Genomic DNA, 17,486 nt, shown 5'->3' on the forward strand with positions numbered 1-17,486 from the left:
GCCGACCGGGCCGAACTGCCCGGGCGCGGGCGGGTACGGCCCGCCGCCCAAGAAGTCCAACAAGAACGTCTGGATCACCGTCGGCATCGTGGTGGCGGTCATGCTGCTGCTGTGCTGCGGCGGCGGCATCTTCGCCCTCTACAGCGGGGCGCAGAAGACCAAGGACGCCATCGACAGCCTGCCCACCCCGGGGGTCACCTACAGCAACCCGGTCGACGACACCCCGACCGGCGGCACCTCGGCGACGCCGGAGCCGGGCCGGACCGACAGCGAGACCTTCAACATGCCGTCCGGCGACAAGCTGATCGTCAACGACGACGACGGCACCGTCGAGATCACGGTCGGCAACTTCCGCACCAAGGACAAGGCCTGCCAGGAGTTCATGCCGGGGCCGAAGAACGGCATGTACCTGATCGCCGACGTAACCGCCGAGGTCACCAAGGGCACCGGCTCGATCAACCCGTTCTTCTTCAAGTGGATCGGCACCGACGGCAGCGAGGAGAGCGGCGTCGGCGGCGCCTTCTCCGGCTGCGGCAAGCTGATGGGCTCGGGCAACAACCTGCCCAGCGGCAGCAAGCGCAGCGGCCAGCTCATCTTCGACGTCAAGAACAAGAGCGGCACGGTGGAGTACCAGCACCACCTGCGCACCGCGGGCTCCTGGAAGCCGTAACGACATCCGCGTCGCCAGCGGGGGGTCGGTTCCGAAAGGGACCGGCCCCTCGTCCGTTCGGCCATTTCCCTGTGCGAACGCCGCCGGCGCCCCGCTAGGAAGAACGGATGGCCCACGAGACGACCATCCCGCTGCTGCCGTGCCGCTCCCTGGACGACGTGGCGCCCTTCTACCAGGCCCTCGGCTTCCAGGTCGGCTACCGGCAGGCGCGACCCAACCCGTACCTCGCCCTGCACCGCGAGGACCTCCACCTGCACTTCTTCGGCATGCCCGAGTTCGACCCGACCACCTCGTACGGCTCCTGCCTGGTCCTGGTCGACGACATCGTGGCGATCCACCGCGACTTCGCCGCCGGCCTGCGGGCGGCCTACGGCAAGGTGCTCGTGTCCGGGGTGCCGCGGATGACCCGGCCCCGGGTGCGGAAGAACCAGGACGGGCACAGCGGCTTCAGCATCGTCGACCCCGGCGGCAACTGGATCCGGTTCGTGGCCCGCAGCGCGCCACCGGCCGCCGAGGGCCCGACCGTGCGACTGGCCCGGACGCTGGCGAACGCCGTGGTGCAGGCGGACTCGCGCGGCGACCACCGGCAGGCCGCCCGGATCCTCGACGCGGCGCTGTCCCGCCCGGACGCCGCCGACGACCCGGTCGCCCAGGTCGAGGCCCTGGTCTACCGGGCCGAGCTGGCCCTCGTGCTCGACGAGCCGGCGGTCGCCCGGGAGCTGTTGGAGCGGGCGGGGGCCGTGCCGCTGAGCGAGGACGACCGGGAGCGGCTGGCCGCCACCCTGCGGCACGCGGCGGACCTGAGCGCGGCCACCGATTGACCACCCACGCGCCCATCCCGGCCGGCGAACCGGTCGCTAAGCTACCGCTCCCCATTCCCCTGAGGAGAATCATGGCGACCAACCGCCGGACCAGGACCGCTCGGACGGTCGTCGCGACGGCTGGCGCCGTGCTGCTGCTGGCAGCCGGATGCACCACGACGGAGCCTGCGGCGACGCCGTCCGCAGGGCCGAGCACGAGCCCCTCGTTGCAGCGGAAGCTGTCCTTGCCGGACACCCTCCTCGGGATGCCGAAGTCGATGAGCCGTGTACTGACCGGCGATGCCCGGTCCCAACTCGATCAGCTCAAGCGCGAGGTCGGCACCCCCACCAGCGCCGTCGGCTGGGCGTACGGGGGTGAGACGCAGGACGCCGACGTGCTGTACGTCAGCGGCGCGTCCGGCACCGTGACCGACCCGTCGGGCGCCCTGGAGCGGTCCCTGCGGGTCTATCGGATCAGCGGCACCAAACTGGTCGATGCCGGCCCGCTCGGCGGCGAGGCCCGCTGCGGACAGGGCCGCGCCGAGGACGGCAGTTACATGACGATCTGCGGCTGGGCGGACGCGGAGACGCTCGGGGTGGTCGGGTTCACCTCCTCGCGCCCGATGGCCGACCGCACCGCCGACTTCCACGCGGTACGCGGCGCGCTGCTGCAACCGGCCGGGTAACGCGGCCTGGTGGACGGGAAGCGGTGGGGGACCCCGGGTTTCAGTGCTCGACGGTCGGGGACGCCGCTGGCGGAGGGGCGCGGCGGCGCCCACGGCGACAGGGGAGGCGGCATGAGCGTCGAACGGGCGAAGGACGACCTCGAGGATCTGGCCGGCCCGGCCCGGGCGCGGTTGGGTGACCTTAACCAGGACGAACGGTCCGAGGCGGACGAGGTACGGCGACAGGACGAGATCCGGGGCAAGCGGCCCGGTGAGCACGTCCAGCAGGATGCCGGTGACGCGCGGGACGACTTCACGGCCTGAGGTGTCCCGGCCTCGGCCGGGCCAATATCTAGCCACAACCCCACAGCCGTTCCGAGGAGGGACGTTTCGGGGTAGCTGCCGACGGGGCAGATATTCGTGACCGACCGTGTGAACCAGGGAGGCCACGACATGGCTAAGGGCGACATCGACACGTACCACGAGGACGGGCAGTGGAAGAACCGTCCCGAGGGCAACCAGCGGGCGAGCACGGTGCACGACACCAAGTCGGAGGCGGAAGCCGCGGGCCGGGAGACGGCCGCCGAACGCGGCGTCGAGCATGTGATCAAGAAGCAGGACGGCACGATCGGCGCGAAGAACACCTACCCCCGCAGCCGCGATCCCCGCGACATCAAGGGCTGAGCCGTCGGGTACGACGGCACGGATCCGAAGTGCTCAGGTTCGGCGGTGGCCTCCGACAGGACGCCACCGCCGAACTCGTCTGAGGACCTGCCGGGTCGCGGTCGGACGAGAATCGGGCTGACCAGCGCTTCCCGCCAGCCGGGTAGCTGATCACCACTCGTCGCTCCGGGCAACCAGCCGGAGCCGTCCGACGTCACAGGCCGTCGAGGTGTCAGCACCGAGGGCGCCCGATAGGCCGCTAGCAATTGTTGAGGCCGCAAGCACACTGAGAGGCGTGACGTACCCACCCCCGCAGGACCCGTGGCGCGGCCAGGCGCCCCCGCCCCCGCCGCCCCAGCAGCCGACCGCCCAGTTCGGCGCGCTCCCGTATCCGACGGGGCAGTATCCGACCATGGCGCCGCGGCAGTCGTGGTGGCGCCGACTCTCCCGTGGAGCGCAGGTCGCCATCGTGACGGCCGGCGTCCTGGTGCTCTGCTGCTGCGGGGGCGTCGCCATCGGCGCGGTCGCCGACACGCCGGCGAACACCGGCAAGAAGGACGCCGCGCCGGCCACCTCCGCGCCCGACGGCGGCGAGGCGGCCGCTCCCGCCCCGGCCGTGGTCGATGTTGCCACCCCGTCGGCGGTGGCGAGCCCGACCGAGGCGGCACCGAGCGATTCGCCGTCCCCGCAGGTGGAGACCCGGACCGTCACGTCGACCGAGAAGATCGCCTACTCGACCAGGACGGTCAAGGACTCCTCCCTGGCGGAGGGCACGAAGAATATCCGCACTCGCGGTGTGACCGGTGTCCGGACCCTCACGTACCAGGTGACCGTCACCGACGGCGTGCAGACCGGGAAGAAGCTGGTGCGGGCCGTGGTAACGAAGGCGCCGGTCACGCAGGTGGTCGCCGTGGGAACCAAGCAGACTCGACAGTGCGACCCGAACTACAGCGGGGCCTGCGTGCCGATCGCCAGCGACGTCGACTGCGCGGGCGGCAGCGGCAACGGTCCCGCGTATGTCAACGGGCCGGTTCGGGTCGTGGGCAGCGACATCTACGACCTGGACCGTGACGGCGACGGGATCGCCTGCGACTGACGGCAACCCCCGCCGGGCACCGATCCGGTGCCCGGCGGGGGCGGCCATCGCCTCAGCTCGTCGGCTCGGCGACCGGGCCGCTGCGGGGAGCCCCCGAGAGCGGGAGAGCTCGGGCGCCGCGCGTGGCCCAGAGCGCAACTCCGATGTAGAGGACCTGCTCGGGGATGCGCTGCCACAGCGGCGATGCCGGCTCGCCGGCGAACGGAACCTCCGCCGTGGCGGCGTGGATGTTCGCCGGCAGCATCACGACGAAGAGCACCGCCAGGCAGTAGCCCGCCGCGCGGCGGGTGGCCGGGACGACCAGGCCCAGGGCGCCGAGGAACTCCAGGACGCCGGTGAGGTAGACGGCCGCCGAGGGAAACGGCACCGCGGGCGGCACCATCCGGACCAGGTCCTCGTGGTTCGGCATGACGGTGACGCCCGCCGGGACGAAGTGCGCGCTCGCGGTCATGACCAGCATGAGCGCGAGGGCGTACGCCGCGGCGACCGGCCAGGCCGCGAGCCTGCGCACACCGAGGGCCCCGAGGCCGCGCAGACCGGCGAGCGCCATGAGGAGAACGAGGAGAGTCATTGGCCGTAGACCTATCTAGTCGCCGTCAAGTTCGCGCCGAACGCTACCGGGCAACCCGAAATCTTGTCAATGACAAGTTGGCGGCGCGGCGGGCGGGCTGATCGCTACGGCGGCGGTGACGGCGCCTCTTCGGGGTTCCGGCGCTCGCGCCTCGCGTCCCACAGCGCCACCGCGGCGAGGACGACGGTGGCGGCAGCGGCGGCGAACATCGGCGTGCGGTGCATCAGCACCGGGGTCGCGGCGGCGAGCGCGACCAGTCCGATCACCCGGGACGGCGACAGCCGGGAGAACACCTCGTACTCCATGCGGGACCGCCCGGCGAGGAAGAGCGCCGGCCCACCGAGGATGACCGCAAGCCAGAGCGGATCCTGGTGGCCGCGCGGTTCCCGGATGACCAGCGCGTAGCCGACGCCGGCGGCGAGAATGCCCGTCACGATGACCAGCTGGGTGTAGTAGCCGGACTTGCCGAGCTTGTCGGGGCGGGCGGCGACCTCGATGGCGGCGGGGAACACCGCGCCCGCCCGGTGGAAGTAGATCCGCCACATCAGCACCGCGGTGGCGAAGGACAACACGGCCGGCGCCACCCGGTCCGGCGTGAACGCGTCGGCGAACGCCGCTCCCGTGAGCAGGATGGTCTCGCCGATCGTGATGACGATGAGCTGCTGGTAGCGCTCCGCGAGGTGCTCGCCCGCCATGCGCCAGTCCTCGGCGCCGGTGCGGCCGAGCTTCGGGACGGGCCAGCCGAACACGAGTCCCGCGTAGTCCAGGGCGATCGCCAGCGTCCAGAGCGCTCCGCGGGCGGGGCTCTGAGGGAACAGCGCCGCCCCGGCGATCCACGGCACGGCGGACAGGGTGGCCCAGCACAGGTGTCGCGCGGGGCTGTGCCGCTCGACGTCCCGGTGCGCGATCAGGAGGATGAGGGGCTTTCCGGTCTGGATGGCGACGTACGTGATCGCGAAGAGCAGCCCCCGCGCGCCGAACGCGTGCGGCAGGGTGACCGCGATGATCATGCTGCCGAACATGGTCCAGACGATCAGCAGCTGGGTCACCGGTTGCTGGGGCTCCACCCTGCTGGTCACCCATGCCGCGTGGACCCAGACCATCCACAGGGCCAGCAGCAGGAGCACCGTCTGGCCGACCTCGGGCAGGACGACCTGACGGTCCGTGGTGAAGTCCTCGATCAGGCGCTGCGAGAACCGGGTCAGCACGAAGACGAAGACCAGGTCGAGGAGCAGCTCCCCCTCCCGGCCCCGCAGCAGTCCGCGCCAGCCACCGATCGACATCTACCGCCCGCGCTCCTGTCCGCTTCGCACCGGTTTCACGCAGTCGTACCACGGTGCTCGGGCGGCCGGCAGTCAGACGGAGCAGTGCGTCGGCGGTCGGGAGTGCCCCGTCGCCCCTATGGTGGGCGGATGATCCTCGCCGACTTCGCCGGGTCCTGGGCCGGGACCAACGGTTTCCGGTTGATGCCCGACGACCCGCTCGCCGGGTCGCCGGCCGCGCTCACCGTGACGACGGCCGCCGGCGGGCACCTGACCTCGGTCGCCTACTCCTGGACGCACCCGGACGACGGGCCGCAGGACGGCCTGGTCGTCATCGGGGCCGGCGACCAGGAGGGTTCGCTGGTCGCCGTCTGGGGCGACTCGTGGCACCAGCAGCCGACGCCGATGTCGTTGACCGGCGGTCCGGGAACGGACGCGACGTTCGAGCTGGCAGCCGAGTACGGCGGCGGTTGGGCGTGGCGGATCGTCTTCGACGCCGCCGATCCGGAGAACCTGCGGATGCGGATGGACAACGTGATCCCGGCCGACCGGGCCACGGCCGACAAGGCCGCCGGGCCGTATCCGGTCATGGTCACCGACGTACGCCGGGTCTGACGCGTCGGCCGTCGTCCGCGGAGGCGTATCTCCGGGACATGCGCCGATGGCCGTGTCAGATCGCGACCGGGTGGCGCGGTTCGTAGAGACCGACTTCGCTCCCACCGGGCAGCCGAAGCGCGGTGCGCAGCCCCCACCGCTCCTCGGTCACCGGCATCGTGAACTCGACGCCCTTCGCGGTCAGGTCGGCCATGGTCGCCGCGACGTCGTCGCACATGAGGAACAGCTCGTGGGGCGTCTCGCCCTCGGTCGGGTGCAGGGCGAGTTCGGCTGGCGGGAGCCGGAAGATGAGCCAGCCATGGCCGGCGTCGACGTGGCCGTAGCCGAGCGTGTCCCGGAAGAAGGCACGGTCCGCGTCCGGGTCGCGGCTGTAGATGATCACATGAGCGCCATTGATCATTCACCGACCATAGTGCCGGGACCGACCGGGCACCGCCGATCCCGCCAGAAAGCGGCAAGGCCGGCAGATCCGGAAGCCTGATCGAGGTGTGTTCAGCCGGTACTGGCCTGCGGGCGATAGGTCAGGTGTGGGGATGGCTGGTGATGCCGTCCAGGATGGTGCTCAGGTTGTGGTGGAAGGTTTCCTCGGCGTTGAGGTGGGCGCCGTCGATGACGAGCCGGGCGACGGTCGGGTAGCGGCCGGTGTCGAGCATGCGGGTCAGGTAGGGCCCGAGGGCGGCCTGCCAGGCGGACACGTCGGTGCCGGTGGAACGGGCGGTGCGTCGCTCGGTGATCTCCCTGCGGAGCGCTCCGACGATGAACGCGTTGAGGGCGCCCAGGGCCCGCTGGAGATCGTCGACACCGCGCACGCCAGGGGCCTGGCTGAGCGCCGCCGCGGTCGATTCGCCCACGGCGAGGGCGTGCGGTCCCAGGTGTGGCCTCGCGCCGAGCAGGTCGGCGAACCATTCATGCTCCAGAGCGACGGTGCGGGTCCGGTGCACGATGGCCAGGACCGTGGCGCGCCACCCGGAGTGCTGACCGGCCTCGGCGATCTGGGCATACACGGCGTCGACCATCAGATCGAGCAGTTCGGATCTGTTGATCACGTAGTCGTAGAGCCGCATCGGACCGACGCCGAGTTCCTTGGCGATCTTGCGTACCGACAGACCGTCGAGGCCGTGCGCGTCGGCGATCCGGATCGCCGTGGCGGCGATCTTCGCGCGGCTCAGCGGCACCGGCGCCGCTCTCGGCTGAGGCTCGGGCCGTTCCCAGACGGGCAACGGCGCGCTACCGTACGGCGTATCCACGAGTTACAGCGTACGGTAACGGAGATGATGATGCGAATCGCGATCGCCGGTGGTGGCCTCGGCGGCCTGACGCTGGCCCGGATCCTCCACCGGCACGGCATCGACGCGGCGGTGTACGAACGCGAGGCCAGCCGATCCGCGCGAGCACAGGGGGGAATGCTCGACCTGCACCCGGAGTCCGGGCAACAGGCCCTGGCCGACGCGGGCCTCACCGGGCGATTCCGGTCCGAGGCACGGCCGGAGGGCGAGGAACATCGCATCCTCGACCCGGCCGGCCGCACCCTCGTGCACCACCTGCCACAACCCGGTTCATTCGCCGGACGCCCCGAGATCGACCGCGGCGCACTGCGCGACCTTCTGCTCGACTCGCTCCCCGGCGACGCGGTGGCCTGGCAGCACCGGCTCGTCGCGGCGACCCCACGACCCGACGGAGGCTTCAGGCTGACGTTCGATGGTGGCCACAACGCCGACTGCGACGTCCTCATCGGCGCGGACGGCGCGCGCTCGGTCGTCCGGTCGCTGCTGACCGACGCGCCACTGTCCTCCGTGGCCACCCTGGTGGAGCTGAACATCAGCGACGCCGACCGGCGCCACCCGGATCTCGCCGAGCTGGTCGGCCCCGGAAACCTCTGGTGCATCGGCGTGAACCAGATCCTGGCCGCACAACGCCTCGCCGACGGCAGCATCCGAGTCGGGATCACCCTGGGTGCGGACGATCGCCACCTCGACACCTACCGCAGCAAGCGCGCCCTGCTGGACATCTTCGACGGCTGGGATCCCGGCCTCACCGCGCTCATCGAAGCCGGCGACAACCCGCCGGTCCCACGCAGGATCGAGGCGATGCCCACCGGCACCCGCTGGACCCACCAACCGGGCATCACCCTCATCGGTGACGCCGCGCACCTCATGCCGCCGGTCGGCGAGGGCGCCAACCAAGCCATGCTCGACGCCGCCGAACTCGCCGCCGAACTCGCCACCAGCCCCGCCGACGCCGACGCGGCGATCCGGAGGTACGAGGAGGTGATGTTCACCAGGATCCACCCGATCGCCGAGATGTCCGCGCGAGTCCAAGCCATGATGCTGTCCCCGACCGCAGCCGACGACATCGTGCGCTTCTTCACGCCGCGGCCCACCGAGCCGGCGCCCGCAGACTGACAACGTCGCCGGCCGCGCCCTGATGGACGGTCCTGCCCACTGCAACATCGTCCGCGGGGCACTTCGGGAGGCTGCGGGAAAGCGTCCCGGGCTCCGCTCGTCCCGACCCGGTTGGGCCGGATCCTGCGCCAAACGATCAACGGCCAGCGTTTCCGCTGGCCGTTGCCTTCTGTCTGGTGGAGCTGAGGGGATTTGAACCCCTGACCCCCTCGATGCGAACGAGGTGCGCTACCGGTCTGCGCCACAGCCCCTCCGCTGGCGTACCAGCGTCGGTCCCACCCGGCTTGCACCGGGCGGGCCGGCGACAAGGCTAACAGGTCGCGCGCCTTCGAGGCGAACCGCCCCGCCGCCCCCGCAGATCTTGGAGGGCAGAGGCCCCCAGGGGGGCCCAGACCCTCCAAGATCGCCAAGCGGCCGTCAGGCGGGCGCGTACGTCAGGTTCAGCACCCCGCTCTTGAGGGTCGAGCTGTTCAGCAGCCGCAGCGGGTACGTCGGCGTGTCCTCGAAGAGCCGCTGGCCGCGCCCCACGGCGATCGGGTGGACCAGCAGCCGCAGCTCGTCCAGCAGGCCGTTGGCGAGCAGCCACCGGACCGTGGTGGCGCCGCCCGACATGGCGATCTCCCCGTCGGCCTGCTCCTTGATCTCCCGCAGCCGGGCCGCGACCTGGTCCGAGTCGCCGGAGATCAGGTGCGAGTTCTGCCAGGTCGTCTCGGTGAGCGTGTTGGAGAGCACGTACTTCGGCACCGAGTTGATGAACGAGGCGAACTCCATGTCGTCCCCGGACTGGTTGGGCCAGAACTCGGACCACTCCTGGTACTGCGTGCGCCCCATGAGGAAGGCGGTGGTCGCCTCCACCCCGCGACCCACGACGGCGCCCATCTCGTCGTCGAAGTAGGGGAAGTGCCACTGGTCGGGCCGCTCCACGACACCGTCCAGCGAGATGAAGAAGTTCGACACGATCTTGGCCATCACAAGCTCCCTGTCCGCGACCGGCTCCGCACCGGCCTTCACCAACCCGTCGAACGAGGGCCGCCGGATTCGACAACACCGGCGAGAAGTTTTTAGGCGCCCCGCCCGCTCTGGTACGGCCGCCCCCGCAGACCACCCGCGCGCCGGTAGGAGACCGAGCCACCGCTCGCCGTGGGCGGCAGGTCCGCGGGCCGGTCCAGCCCCATCGCGGTACGCCGGACGGCCTCCCGCTGGGCGGCCAGCCGGCGCTGCGCCTCCCGCCGGGCCGCGGCGCGCCTCGCCTGCTCGCGGCGCACCTCGGCCTGGCGGGCGGCCAGCCACGCCGCCTCCCGAGCCTCCGCGCGCCGCCGCCGGCGTTCGGCGAGGGCCCGCTGCCGGAGGTGCGCGACGTACGCCACGAGCAGGGCGCCGGTGACCGAGACGCTGATCCAGAATCCGGGGCTCACCAGCACCACGCCGATCAGTTCGACGAAGTTGAGCAGCAGCAGCGCGGCGAGCACCCGGCGCCGGCGGTAGACGGCCGGGGTGTGCCGGCGCTTCGGAGGGTGCCGTCGGCGGGACTTCGCGGGGGCGGGCGGCACCGCGCGGAGCCGGCCCGGCCGGCGCCGGGCGGGCGGTGCCGACATCGGACGGGCAAGACTGCCCGTATCGGCATCTTCACTGAGCGTGACAACGAGGGAGCGCGGCGGATGCACCGGCCGCCGTCCGGGCACGGTGCGACGTCGACGGCGGCGCTGGAGCACCCGGGCCGTCGACTGCGCCCGCTCCGCCACCAGCCGCTCGGTGGCGTCGTACCGGCGGACCAGCGCCGGCGCGAGGGCGAGCAGACCGGCGGCGGCGAGGACGGCGAGGAGCACCGAGGTCGGCACCCTCACCCCTCCCGTCACCAAGTTCGGGGCGAGCGCCACACGACCGCAACTTCTTCCGTCGCCCGTCGTTGATGGCGCAGATCGTGCGGGCAGGCAGCGCTTGCCACAGCTTGCAGTTACTTGAGGTTACGGGCCGCCGACCGACTTCACCGTGCGCCGCGCCGGGCGTGGCGGGTGGGAGCCTTCAACCGTGGTTGTCACGTACGCGGTGCCAACGGGCCAGCAGCCCGCCCTCGGCGACCACTTCCTCACTGGTCATCGCGTATCCGATGTGGTCGCGCCACGCGCCGTCGATGTGCATGTAACGCACGTGGTAGGCCTCCTCGCGGAAGCCGAGCTTCTCCACCACCCGGCGGGACGGCTGGTTCTCCGGCCGGATGTTCACCTCGATGCGGTGCAACCCGCCGGGACCGAACGCGTGGTCCACGGCGAGGGCCACCGCGGTGGGCATGACGCCGCGACCGGCGACCCGGGAGTCCACCCAGTAGCCCACGTAGCCGGAGCAGAACGCGCGCCGCACGATGCTGCCCACGTTGAGGTGGCCGACGAGCCGTTCCTCGCCGTTCTCGCGCAGGCACACCGCGAACGGCATGCCGTCGCCGGTCCGCGCGGACCGGCGCTGGTCGGCGTGGACGTAGCGGAACGCGGCCGGTGAGTTCATCTCGTCCCAACTGCCCGGCAGGTGCGACTCCCAGGGCGACAGCCACGCCCGGTTGGCCCGCCGGATCGCCGACCAGCCCGTCGCGTCGGACCGCCGGTACGGCCGCAGCACCACCGGACCGTCCACCAGCACCGCCGGCCATCCCGGCTGCCGCCGGAGCCAACTCACCGAGTCAGCCTTCCGTTCGCGACCGCGGGGCTCGCAAGCTCACTCCTCGCGCTCACCGGCGCCGGTCCAGCAGGAGGACGTCCACGGTCGACCCGGCCGCCGCGGTGGTGACCCGCTCGCCGAGGACGAGCAGGCCGTTCGCCTCGGCCAGGCCGGAGAGGGTGAACGGCCCACCGGCGAGCGGCTGCACGGTGTAGCCGCCGCCGCGCCGCTCGGCGACGTGCGCCGGGCGGAACTCGCGCAGCCCCACCGGGGACGAGACCGTCTCCAGCAGGTGCGCCCGGACGCTGGGCCGGAACACGGGCTCGGCGCCGGCCAGCAACTGGATGGCCGGGCGGGCCAGCACCTCGAAGCCGATCAGCGCCGCGCCGGGCTCACCGGGAAGACACACCACCGGCACCTCCTCGGCGCCGACCGTACCGAATCCGAGGGCCGTTCCGGGATAGAGGGCGACCTCTGTGAAGGTGACCGGCCCGGCCCGGCCGCCCTCCCGGCGGGACAGGATCCGGCGGACCATGTCGCCGGGGCCGGTGCCGGTGCCGCCCGTCGTGATGATCAGATCGGCCCGCAGCGTCTGGTCCTCCAGCAGGCCGCGCAGCGCCTCCGGGTCGTCGTCGCAGATCCCGACCCGGTACGCCAGCGCGCCGGCCTCGGCGGCGGCGGCCGTCAGCGCGTGCGAGTTGGTGTCCACCACCTGGCCGGGCTGGCTGCCCCGGCCCACGTCCACCAGTTCGTCGCCGGTGGCCACGATGACCACCCGCGGGCTGGGCCGGACCACCACGTGACCGATGCCGGTGGCGGCGAAGACCGCGACCAGGGCGGGTGAGACGTACGTGCCGGCGCGGGCGAGCAGGGTGCCGGCGGGCAGTTCCTCACCGGCGCGCCGCACGCCGTAGCCCCGCTTGGGGGCGCGGAAGATCTCCACGGCGGCCATGCCCTGGTCGGTCCACTCCACGGGGACCACCACGTCGGCGCCGACGGGCAGCGGGGCGCCCGCCGCCACCGAGAAGCAGGAGCCGGGGGTGAGCCGGACCGGCCGCCAGCTCGCCGCGCCCAGGTCACCGACCACGTTCAGCCGGATGCTGCGGCCACCGGGAATACCGGAGGGGGCCGGGACGTAGCCCGGCCCCCGGCTCCCTCCGGAGATGTCCTCCCAGCGCGCGGCGTACCCGTCCACCGCCGCCTGGTCGAAGGCGGGAAACGAGTGCGGCGCGACCACGTCCTCGGCGAGGACGTTGCCGTACGCCTGGGTGAGGTCGAGGTCGAGCGGAGGCAGCGCGCGTAACCTGCGCAGCACGCTGCCCAGGTAGTCGGCGAGCGGCGTCAACTCGTTCGCGGCCGCCTCGGCGTCGGCCGTCGCGGTCATGTACCGGCACCGCCGGACTGGTCGCGCATCCCGTTCAGGATCGCCGCGGTGACCGTCTCGTCGCCGTTGTTGACGAACTCGGTCAGCCACTTGCGGAACTCGGCGCCCAGGTCCTCGCGCTCGACGGCGATCTGCACCACGGTCTGGAGGTAGCCGAGCGGCTGGCCGGTGTCGTAGCGGGTGCCCCGGTAGACGATGGCGTGCACCGGCACCCCCTCGTTGCGCAGGATCTCCATGGCGTCGGTCAGCTGGATCTCGCCGCCGCTGCCCGGCTCGGTGCGCCGGATCGCGTCGAAGATCTTCCCGGGGAGCACGTAGCGGCCCAGGACGGCGAGGTTGCTCGGCGCCTCCTCCGGCTTGGGCTTCTCCACCATCCCGGTGACCTTGACGACCTCGGCGAGGTCGCCGAACTCGGGACCGGCCGGCTCGACCGAGGCGATGCCGTAGCGCGAGGTCTCGGCCGGGTCGACCTCGAAGAAGGCCAGCACGATGCCGCCGGTGCGGGCCTGGAGGTCCAGCATGGCCGGCAGCAGCGGCTCGTCCATCTTGACGAACTCGTCGCCGAGCAGCACGGCGAAGGGCGCGTCGCCGACGTGCGACTCGGCGTAGCCGACCGCGTGGCCGAGGCCGAGCTGCTCCGGCTGCCGGCAGGTGTAGATCTCGGCCAGGTCCTCGGTGCGCTTGACGGCGGCCAGCAGCTCGGGCTTGTTCTCCAGCCGCTCCTCCAGGTCGGGCCGGCGGTCGAAGTGGTCCACCATGGCCGTCTTGCCGCGCCCGGTGATCAGCAGCACGTCGTTGAGCCCGGCCTGGGTGGCCTCCTCGACGATGTACTGGAGCACCGGCCGGTCGACGACCGGCAGCAACTCCTTGGGGACGGCCTTCGTGGCCGGCAGGAACCGGGTGGCCAGGCCGGCGGCCGGGATGACGGCCTTGACGGCGCGGGTGCGACCGGTCGCGGCGGTCGCTGAGGGGTTAGCTGAGTGCTCCGACATGTCGCGAGACTATCGGCCACGGCTCTGCCGCGGCGGGTGAGGACCGGAAGACGCGCCGCCCTGTGCCCCCGCCCCGGCGTCCCCGGCGCCGGCCCGGGGCAGTCCGTCGGGCGGGCTGACCGCGGCGACCACCACGGGGATCTCCTGGGTGGGAACCGGATCGGGGGCTCGGGCCACCAGGTAGCCGTCGCGGCCGGCGGCCTTGGCCGCGTAGAGCGCGTCGTCGGCGGCGTCGAGAACCTGCTGCCCGCCGGCCGCGTGATCGGGGTAGACGGCGATGCCGATGGAGACGGTCACCGGCACCCGGACGGGCTCCCCCGCGTGCCCCGCCACCGGCACGGGCTGGTCCCGGACCACCGCGCCGAGCCGCTCGGCGACGATCGCGGCTCCCCGGGCGTCGGTCTCCGGCAGCAGCACCACGAACTCCTCGCCGCCCTGCCGGAACGCGAGGTCGACCTCGCGGATCTCGCCGCGTACCCGGCGGGCGAACTCGACCAGCACCGCGTCCCCGGCGGCGTGCCCCCAGGTGTCGTTGACGTGTTTGAACCGGTCCAGGTCGAGGGCGAGCACGCTGAGCATCCGGCCGAAGCGGTTGGCCCGCTCCACCTCGCGCCGGATCGACTCGCGCAGGTAGCGGTAGTTCCACAGCCCGGTGAGCGGGTCGGTCAGGGAGAGCCGCTGCGTCTCCTCGTGCACCCGGACGTTCTGCACCGCCACGGCCGCGTGCCCGGCGAAGGTCCGCAGGGTGACCAGGTCGTCGTCGTCGAACTCGTCCGCGCCGAGCCGGTCGTAGAGGGCGAGGACACCGAGCGCGCACGAGTCGTCCGACGGCGACTCCAGGTCCCGGCGCGGCGCCAGACGCGCCGAGCCGGAGTCGTCGGACTCGGCCGGCGGGTGGCCGGGGCGGTCCGGGCCGCGCGGGTCCACGCCCCGGGGAGCGGCGAAGGGCACCGCCACGTACGTCTCGCAGGACGGCTCCCCGGTCGGCTCGTCCGTCGCCTCCCACCGGCCGCGCCGCGGCTCCCCGGTGGCGGCCACCGTGCCGAGCACCCCGGCGCCGACGGGCACCCGCAGCGTCGCCGGGTCAGCCGGGTCCTCGGTCGGCCAGCGCCCGTCCAGCCCCTCGACGCACTGGCCGACCAGCGCGCCGTCGCCGTCGAGCAGCAGCACGGCACCGGCCCGGGCCCCGGTGGCGGCGATCGCGCTGTGCAGGATCACCCGCAGGATGCGTTGCAGGTCGTGGGTGCTGGCCAGGGTGTCGCCAAGCACCGTCAGGTGGCCGCGCAGCTGGTCCCGGCTGCTGGTCAGGGCAGCCACGTAGCTGCCCGTCTCCCGGGTCATCCGGTTGAACGCGCAGGCCAGTCGCCCGATCTCGTCACGGCTGCGCACCGGCACCCGGGTCGTGAGGTCGCCGTGCGCGACCCGGTCCACGGCGCCCGCCAGCTCGACCAGGGGCCGGGTGGTCACCCGGGCCAGCCGCCAGGCGGCCAGCACGGCCAGCAGAGCGGCCAGCACCACCGCGCCGACCAGGGCGGCGTAGAGCCCGGGCGGACGCTCCCCCGGCACCGAGAGCACCAGCGGCAGCGGCTGGCCGGGGGCCGGGCCGACCCGGCGCACGTACCGGCCGTCGACGGTCCCGGCCACCCGGTCCCCGTCCGCCTGGCGGGCGGCGGCCAGCACCGCTGCGCGTACCTCCCGGTTCTCGGTCGTGTGGGTGATCCGGCCCGGGTCGTCGAGAAGGGTGACCCCGGCCCCGGTCACCGCGGCGAGCCGCGCCACGAAGGCCGGGTCGACGGGCTGCGCGGCGGCGACCGTGCCCAGGTCGGCGCCCGCCGGGTCACGGAGCCGGACCTGGGCGGCGAGCGCGTGGACCGGGCCGGTCGTGTCGGCGGCGCAGTCCTGCCAGGGCCCGGCCGGGCCGCCGGCGGTGGCGTAGCTGGTGCGGCCGGCCGGGTCGGCGATCAGCACGGCGGCGGCCAGGCCCCGGCCCACGACCTGGTCGGCCGCGCGGGGCCGGGCGGCCGGGTCGGCGACCAGCGCGACCGCGTCGGCCGCCGCGCGGAGCTGCTGGCAGAGGGCGTCCACGGAGGTGCGCACCCCGGCCGCGGCCACACCCAGGCGCTCGGTGGCCCGGCCGCGGTCGACGGCGCTCAGGGTGGACCCGACGAAGAAGGCGCCGAGCAGGACGGGGCCGAGCACCACCGTGAGGAAGGCTGCCGTCAACCGCCCACGTAGCGTCAAAGCTGGCTTCCCCCCGGAAGTACCGCGCCCCTCCCTGCGATGCTGACACAGAGCGACCGGGAGACAAGCGTTGCGTCAGGAGTGTTGCGTGCCGGAATTTTCTGATGGAGCGGATGTGACCAAGCGGGACCTGCGGGTCGCGCTGCTCGCCCACCGCCGGTCGCTGCCGGCGCCGCGCCGGGCGGAGGCGGCGGCGTCCGTCCAGGCCGAGCTGGTCGATCTGGTACGCCGGCTGCGCCCGACCCGGATGACCGCGTACGTGCCGGTCGGCTCCGAGCCGGGCGGGAGCGACCTGCCCGCGGTGCTGCGGGCGGCGCTGCCGCCGGAGGCCGAACTGCTGCTGCCGGTGCTCCTCGACGACCTCGACCTGGACTGGGCCGCCTACACCGACCCGGAGTCGCTGCGGGCCGCCGGGCGAGGCCTGCGCGAGCCGACCGGACCGCCCCTGGGGAGCGCGGCGGTGGCCGGGGCCGGCCTCGTGGTGGTGCCGGCGCTGGCGGTGGACCGCCGGGGGTACCGGCTGGGCCGGGGCGGCGGCTCGTACGACCGGGCGCTGGCCCGGGTGCCCGCCACGGTCCCCACCGTGGCGCTGCTGCACGACGGGGAGCTGGTCGAGGCGGTTCCGGCGCAGCCGCACGACCGGCCGGTGCGCTTCGTGATCACACCCGCGGAGGGGCTGGTGGCGGTGCCGGGTGTGGCCCAAGGCGCTTCCGCTGGACGAACCCGGGTTCCATGACGCACCATTGGCACTCGAATCCGTCGAGTGCCAAGCGACCGAGCCAAGATCCGGAGGAGAACGTGCCCACGTACCAGTACGCCTGCACCGCGTGCGGCCACCAGCTCGAGGCGGTGCAGTCCTTCTCTGACGCGCCGCTGACCGAGTGCCCGGCGTGTGAAGGGCGGCTGCGCAAGGTCTTCAACTCGGTCGGCATCGTGTTCAAGGGCTCCGGCTTCTACCGGACGGACTCCCGTTCGTCCGGTTCCGACAGCACCACGAGCGCCACGAGCAAGCCGGCCAAGTCCGAGTCGTCGACCAGCGGCTCGTCCGACAGCTCGTCGTCCGGGTCGAGCAACGGCTCGTCCGCCGCGTCGTCCAGCTCGTCCTCCGGTTCGTCGACCAGCAAGGCGCCGGCGGCCAGCAGCTCCTCCTGACGCTCCTTTCTTTTACGCAAAGTGGCCATCCCGCACGGGTGGCCACTTTTCGTATCCCCAGGGCTGCGTCGCGTGCCGGCTCCCAGGTCCCGGGCACGTGTGGCCGCCGCACCCACCCGCGTTGATCAAGAGGTTTGCGTCAGAATCCGGCGCCGAGCCGACGCAAACCTCTTGATCAACGACGCCAGGTGCGGGTCACGCCCGCCCGAGGCCGTCGGGCTCTTCGCGATCACGTTCTCCCGGTGCTTGTCCACAGGTCGGCCGGTTTTCCACAGGTGAGCCGGCGGGGGCGGCGGGGGGCGTTGTTCGCCGCTTAGCCTGCCC

Annotated in this window: 19 protein-coding genes, 1 tRNA gene and 2 pseudogenes; 11 read left to right on the plus strand and 11 right to left on the minus strand. The window is 72.8% G+C overall.

What is annotated here, in order from left to right; genetic code table 11:
• The 7 genes and pseudogenes from F8274_RS22215 to F8274_RS32685 all read left to right on the plus strand — a co-directional run.
• Positions 1-670, plus strand: a pseudogene (locus F8274_RS22215) (DUF4352 domain-containing protein); the annotation flags it as partial.
• A gap of 107 nt (positions 671-777) precedes the next feature.
• Positions 778-1,491, plus strand: coding sequence for a VOC family protein (locus tag F8274_RS22220; protein WP_151464304.1), 714 nt, complete (start codon positions 778-780; stop codon positions 1,489-1,491).
• A 257-nt stretch (positions 1,492-1,748) separates the two neighbouring features.
• Positions 1,749-2,156, plus strand: a complete 408-nt coding sequence (locus F8274_RS22225; RefSeq protein ID WP_151464305.1) for a hypothetical protein — start codon at positions 1,749-1,751, stop codon at positions 2,154-2,156.
• A 111-nt stretch (positions 2,157-2,267) separates the two neighbouring features.
• On the plus strand, positions 2,268-2,459 hold the full coding sequence (locus tag F8274_RS22230) for a general stress protein CsbD (protein WP_151464306.1): 192 nt from the start codon (positions 2,268-2,270) through the stop codon (positions 2,457-2,459).
• A 129-nt stretch (positions 2,460-2,588) separates the two neighbouring features.
• The gene (locus tag F8274_RS22235) at positions 2,589-2,819 is read left to right on the plus strand and encodes a DUF2188 domain-containing protein (RefSeq protein ID WP_151464307.1); all 231 of its coding nucleotides are present in this window, start codon (positions 2,589-2,591) and stop codon (positions 2,817-2,819) included.
• 274 nt (positions 2,820-3,093) lie between these two features.
• Positions 3,094-3,894, plus strand: coding sequence for a G5 domain-containing protein (locus F8274_RS32040; RefSeq protein ID WP_225853912.1), 801 nt, complete (start codon positions 3,094-3,096; stop codon positions 3,892-3,894).
• 164 nt (positions 3,895-4,058) lie between these two features.
• Entirely contained in the window at positions 4,059-4,166 is a 108-nt protein-coding gene (locus F8274_RS32685; RefSeq protein WP_151464308.1) for a hypothetical protein, read from the plus strand.
• Between the two features lie 403 nt (positions 4,167-4,569).
• Here the strand turns inward: F8274_RS32685 and F8274_RS22255 are convergent, their stop codons facing one another.
• Positions 4,570-5,748, minus strand: a complete 1,179-nt coding sequence (locus F8274_RS22255; RefSeq protein WP_151464309.1) for a low temperature requirement protein A — start codon at positions 5,746-5,748, stop codon at positions 4,570-4,572.
• Positions 5,749-5,877: 129 nt separating this feature from the next.
• On the opposite strand from F8274_RS22255, the gene F8274_RS22260 reads away from it, so the two are divergent.
• On the plus strand, positions 5,878-6,342 hold the full coding sequence (locus tag F8274_RS22260; protein ID WP_151464310.1) for a DUF1579 family protein: 465 nt from the start codon (positions 5,878-5,880) through the stop codon (positions 6,340-6,342).
• A gap of 55 nt (positions 6,343-6,397) precedes the next feature.
• On the opposite strand, the gene F8274_RS22265 is transcribed toward F8274_RS22260, so the two are convergent.
• Together F8274_RS22265 and F8274_RS22270 are read right to left on the minus strand one after the other, a co-directional pair.
• On the minus strand, positions 6,398-6,742 hold the full coding sequence (locus F8274_RS22265; RefSeq protein WP_151464311.1) for a VOC family protein: 345 nt from the start codon (positions 6,740-6,742) through the stop codon (positions 6,398-6,400).
• A 121-nt stretch (positions 6,743-6,863) separates the two neighbouring features.
• Positions 6,864-7,517 carry a TetR/AcrR family transcriptional regulator gene (locus tag F8274_RS22270; RefSeq protein WP_225853913.1) on the minus strand — a complete coding sequence of 218 codons (654 nt, stop codon included), beginning with the start codon at positions 7,515-7,517 and terminating at the stop codon, positions 6,864-6,866.
• Between F8274_RS22270 and F8274_RS22275 the strand changes: the two genes are divergently transcribed.
• Positions 7,461-8,744 (plus strand): NAD(P)/FAD-dependent oxidoreductase, encoded by a 1,284-nt coding sequence (locus tag F8274_RS22275; protein ID WP_225853914.1) that lies wholly within the window; start codon positions 7,461-7,463, stop codon positions 8,742-8,744. The genes F8274_RS22270 and F8274_RS22275 overlap by 57 nt on opposite strands.
• 174 nt (positions 8,745-8,918) lie before the next feature.
• On the opposite strand, the gene F8274_RS22280 is transcribed toward F8274_RS22275, so the two are convergent.
• The 7 genes from F8274_RS22280 to F8274_RS22310 form a co-directional block, all read right to left on the minus strand.
• Positions 8,919-8,995 (minus strand) — tRNA-Ala (locus tag F8274_RS22280).
• Between the two features lie 166 nt (positions 8,996-9,161).
• Positions 9,162-9,713: a dihydrofolate reductase family protein gene (locus tag F8274_RS22285; protein ID WP_151464312.1), complete on the minus strand. Its 552-nt coding sequence runs from the start codon at positions 9,711-9,713 to the stop codon at positions 9,162-9,164.
• A gap of 92 nt (positions 9,714-9,805) precedes the next feature.
• Entirely contained in the window at positions 9,806-10,588 is a 783-nt protein-coding gene (locus F8274_RS22290) for a hypothetical protein (protein WP_192579931.1), read from the minus strand.
• Positions 10,589-10,766: 178 nt separating this feature from the next.
• A complete protein-coding gene (locus tag F8274_RS22295) occupies positions 10,767-11,375 on the minus strand; it encodes a GNAT family N-acetyltransferase (RefSeq protein WP_370518259.1) in 609 nt (202 codons plus the stop codon).
• Between the two features lie 88 nt (positions 11,376-11,463).
• Positions 11,464-12,777 (minus strand): gephyrin-like molybdotransferase Glp, encoded by a 1,314-nt coding sequence (gene glp / locus F8274_RS22300; RefSeq protein WP_151464315.1) that lies wholly within the window; start codon positions 12,775-12,777, stop codon positions 11,464-11,466.
• Positions 12,774-13,769 (minus strand): UTP--glucose-1-phosphate uridylyltransferase, encoded by a 996-nt coding sequence (locus tag F8274_RS22305; protein ID WP_151464316.1) that lies wholly within the window; start codon positions 13,767-13,769, stop codon positions 12,774-12,776. Before F8274_RS22305 ends, glp begins: the two co-directional genes overlap by 4 nt.
• A 9-nt stretch (positions 13,770-13,778) precedes the next feature.
• Complete coding sequence (locus F8274_RS22310; RefSeq protein WP_192579932.1) at positions 13,779-16,010, minus strand: diguanylate cyclase; 2,232 nt, start codon at positions 16,008-16,010, stop codon at positions 13,779-13,781.
• 88 nt (positions 16,011-16,098) lie between these two features.
• Between F8274_RS22310 and F8274_RS22315 the strand changes: the two genes are divergently transcribed.
• Both F8274_RS22315 and F8274_RS32045 read left to right on the plus strand, forming a co-directional pair.
• On the plus strand, positions 16,099-16,746 hold the full coding sequence (locus tag F8274_RS22315) for a 5-formyltetrahydrofolate cyclo-ligase (RefSeq protein ID WP_151464317.1): 648 nt from the start codon (positions 16,099-16,101) through the stop codon (positions 16,744-16,746).
• A pseudogene (locus F8274_RS32045) lies at positions 16,743-16,901 on the plus strand (FmdB family zinc ribbon protein); the annotation flags it as partial. The gene F8274_RS22315 and the pseudogene F8274_RS32045, both read left to right, overlap by 4 nt.
• Before the next feature lie 62 nt (positions 16,902-16,963).
• On the opposite strand, the gene F8274_RS32050 reads toward F8274_RS32045, so the two are convergent.
• Entirely contained in the window at positions 16,964-17,191 is a 228-nt protein-coding gene (locus F8274_RS32050) for a hypothetical protein (protein ID WP_225853915.1), read from the minus strand.
• Positions 17,192-17,486: the final 295 nt, after the last annotated feature.

This window comes from Micromonospora sp. AMSO31t, assembly GCF_008868175.1.
Classification (GTDB): Bacteria; Actinomycetota; Actinomycetes; order Mycobacteriales; family Micromonosporaceae; genus Micromonospora.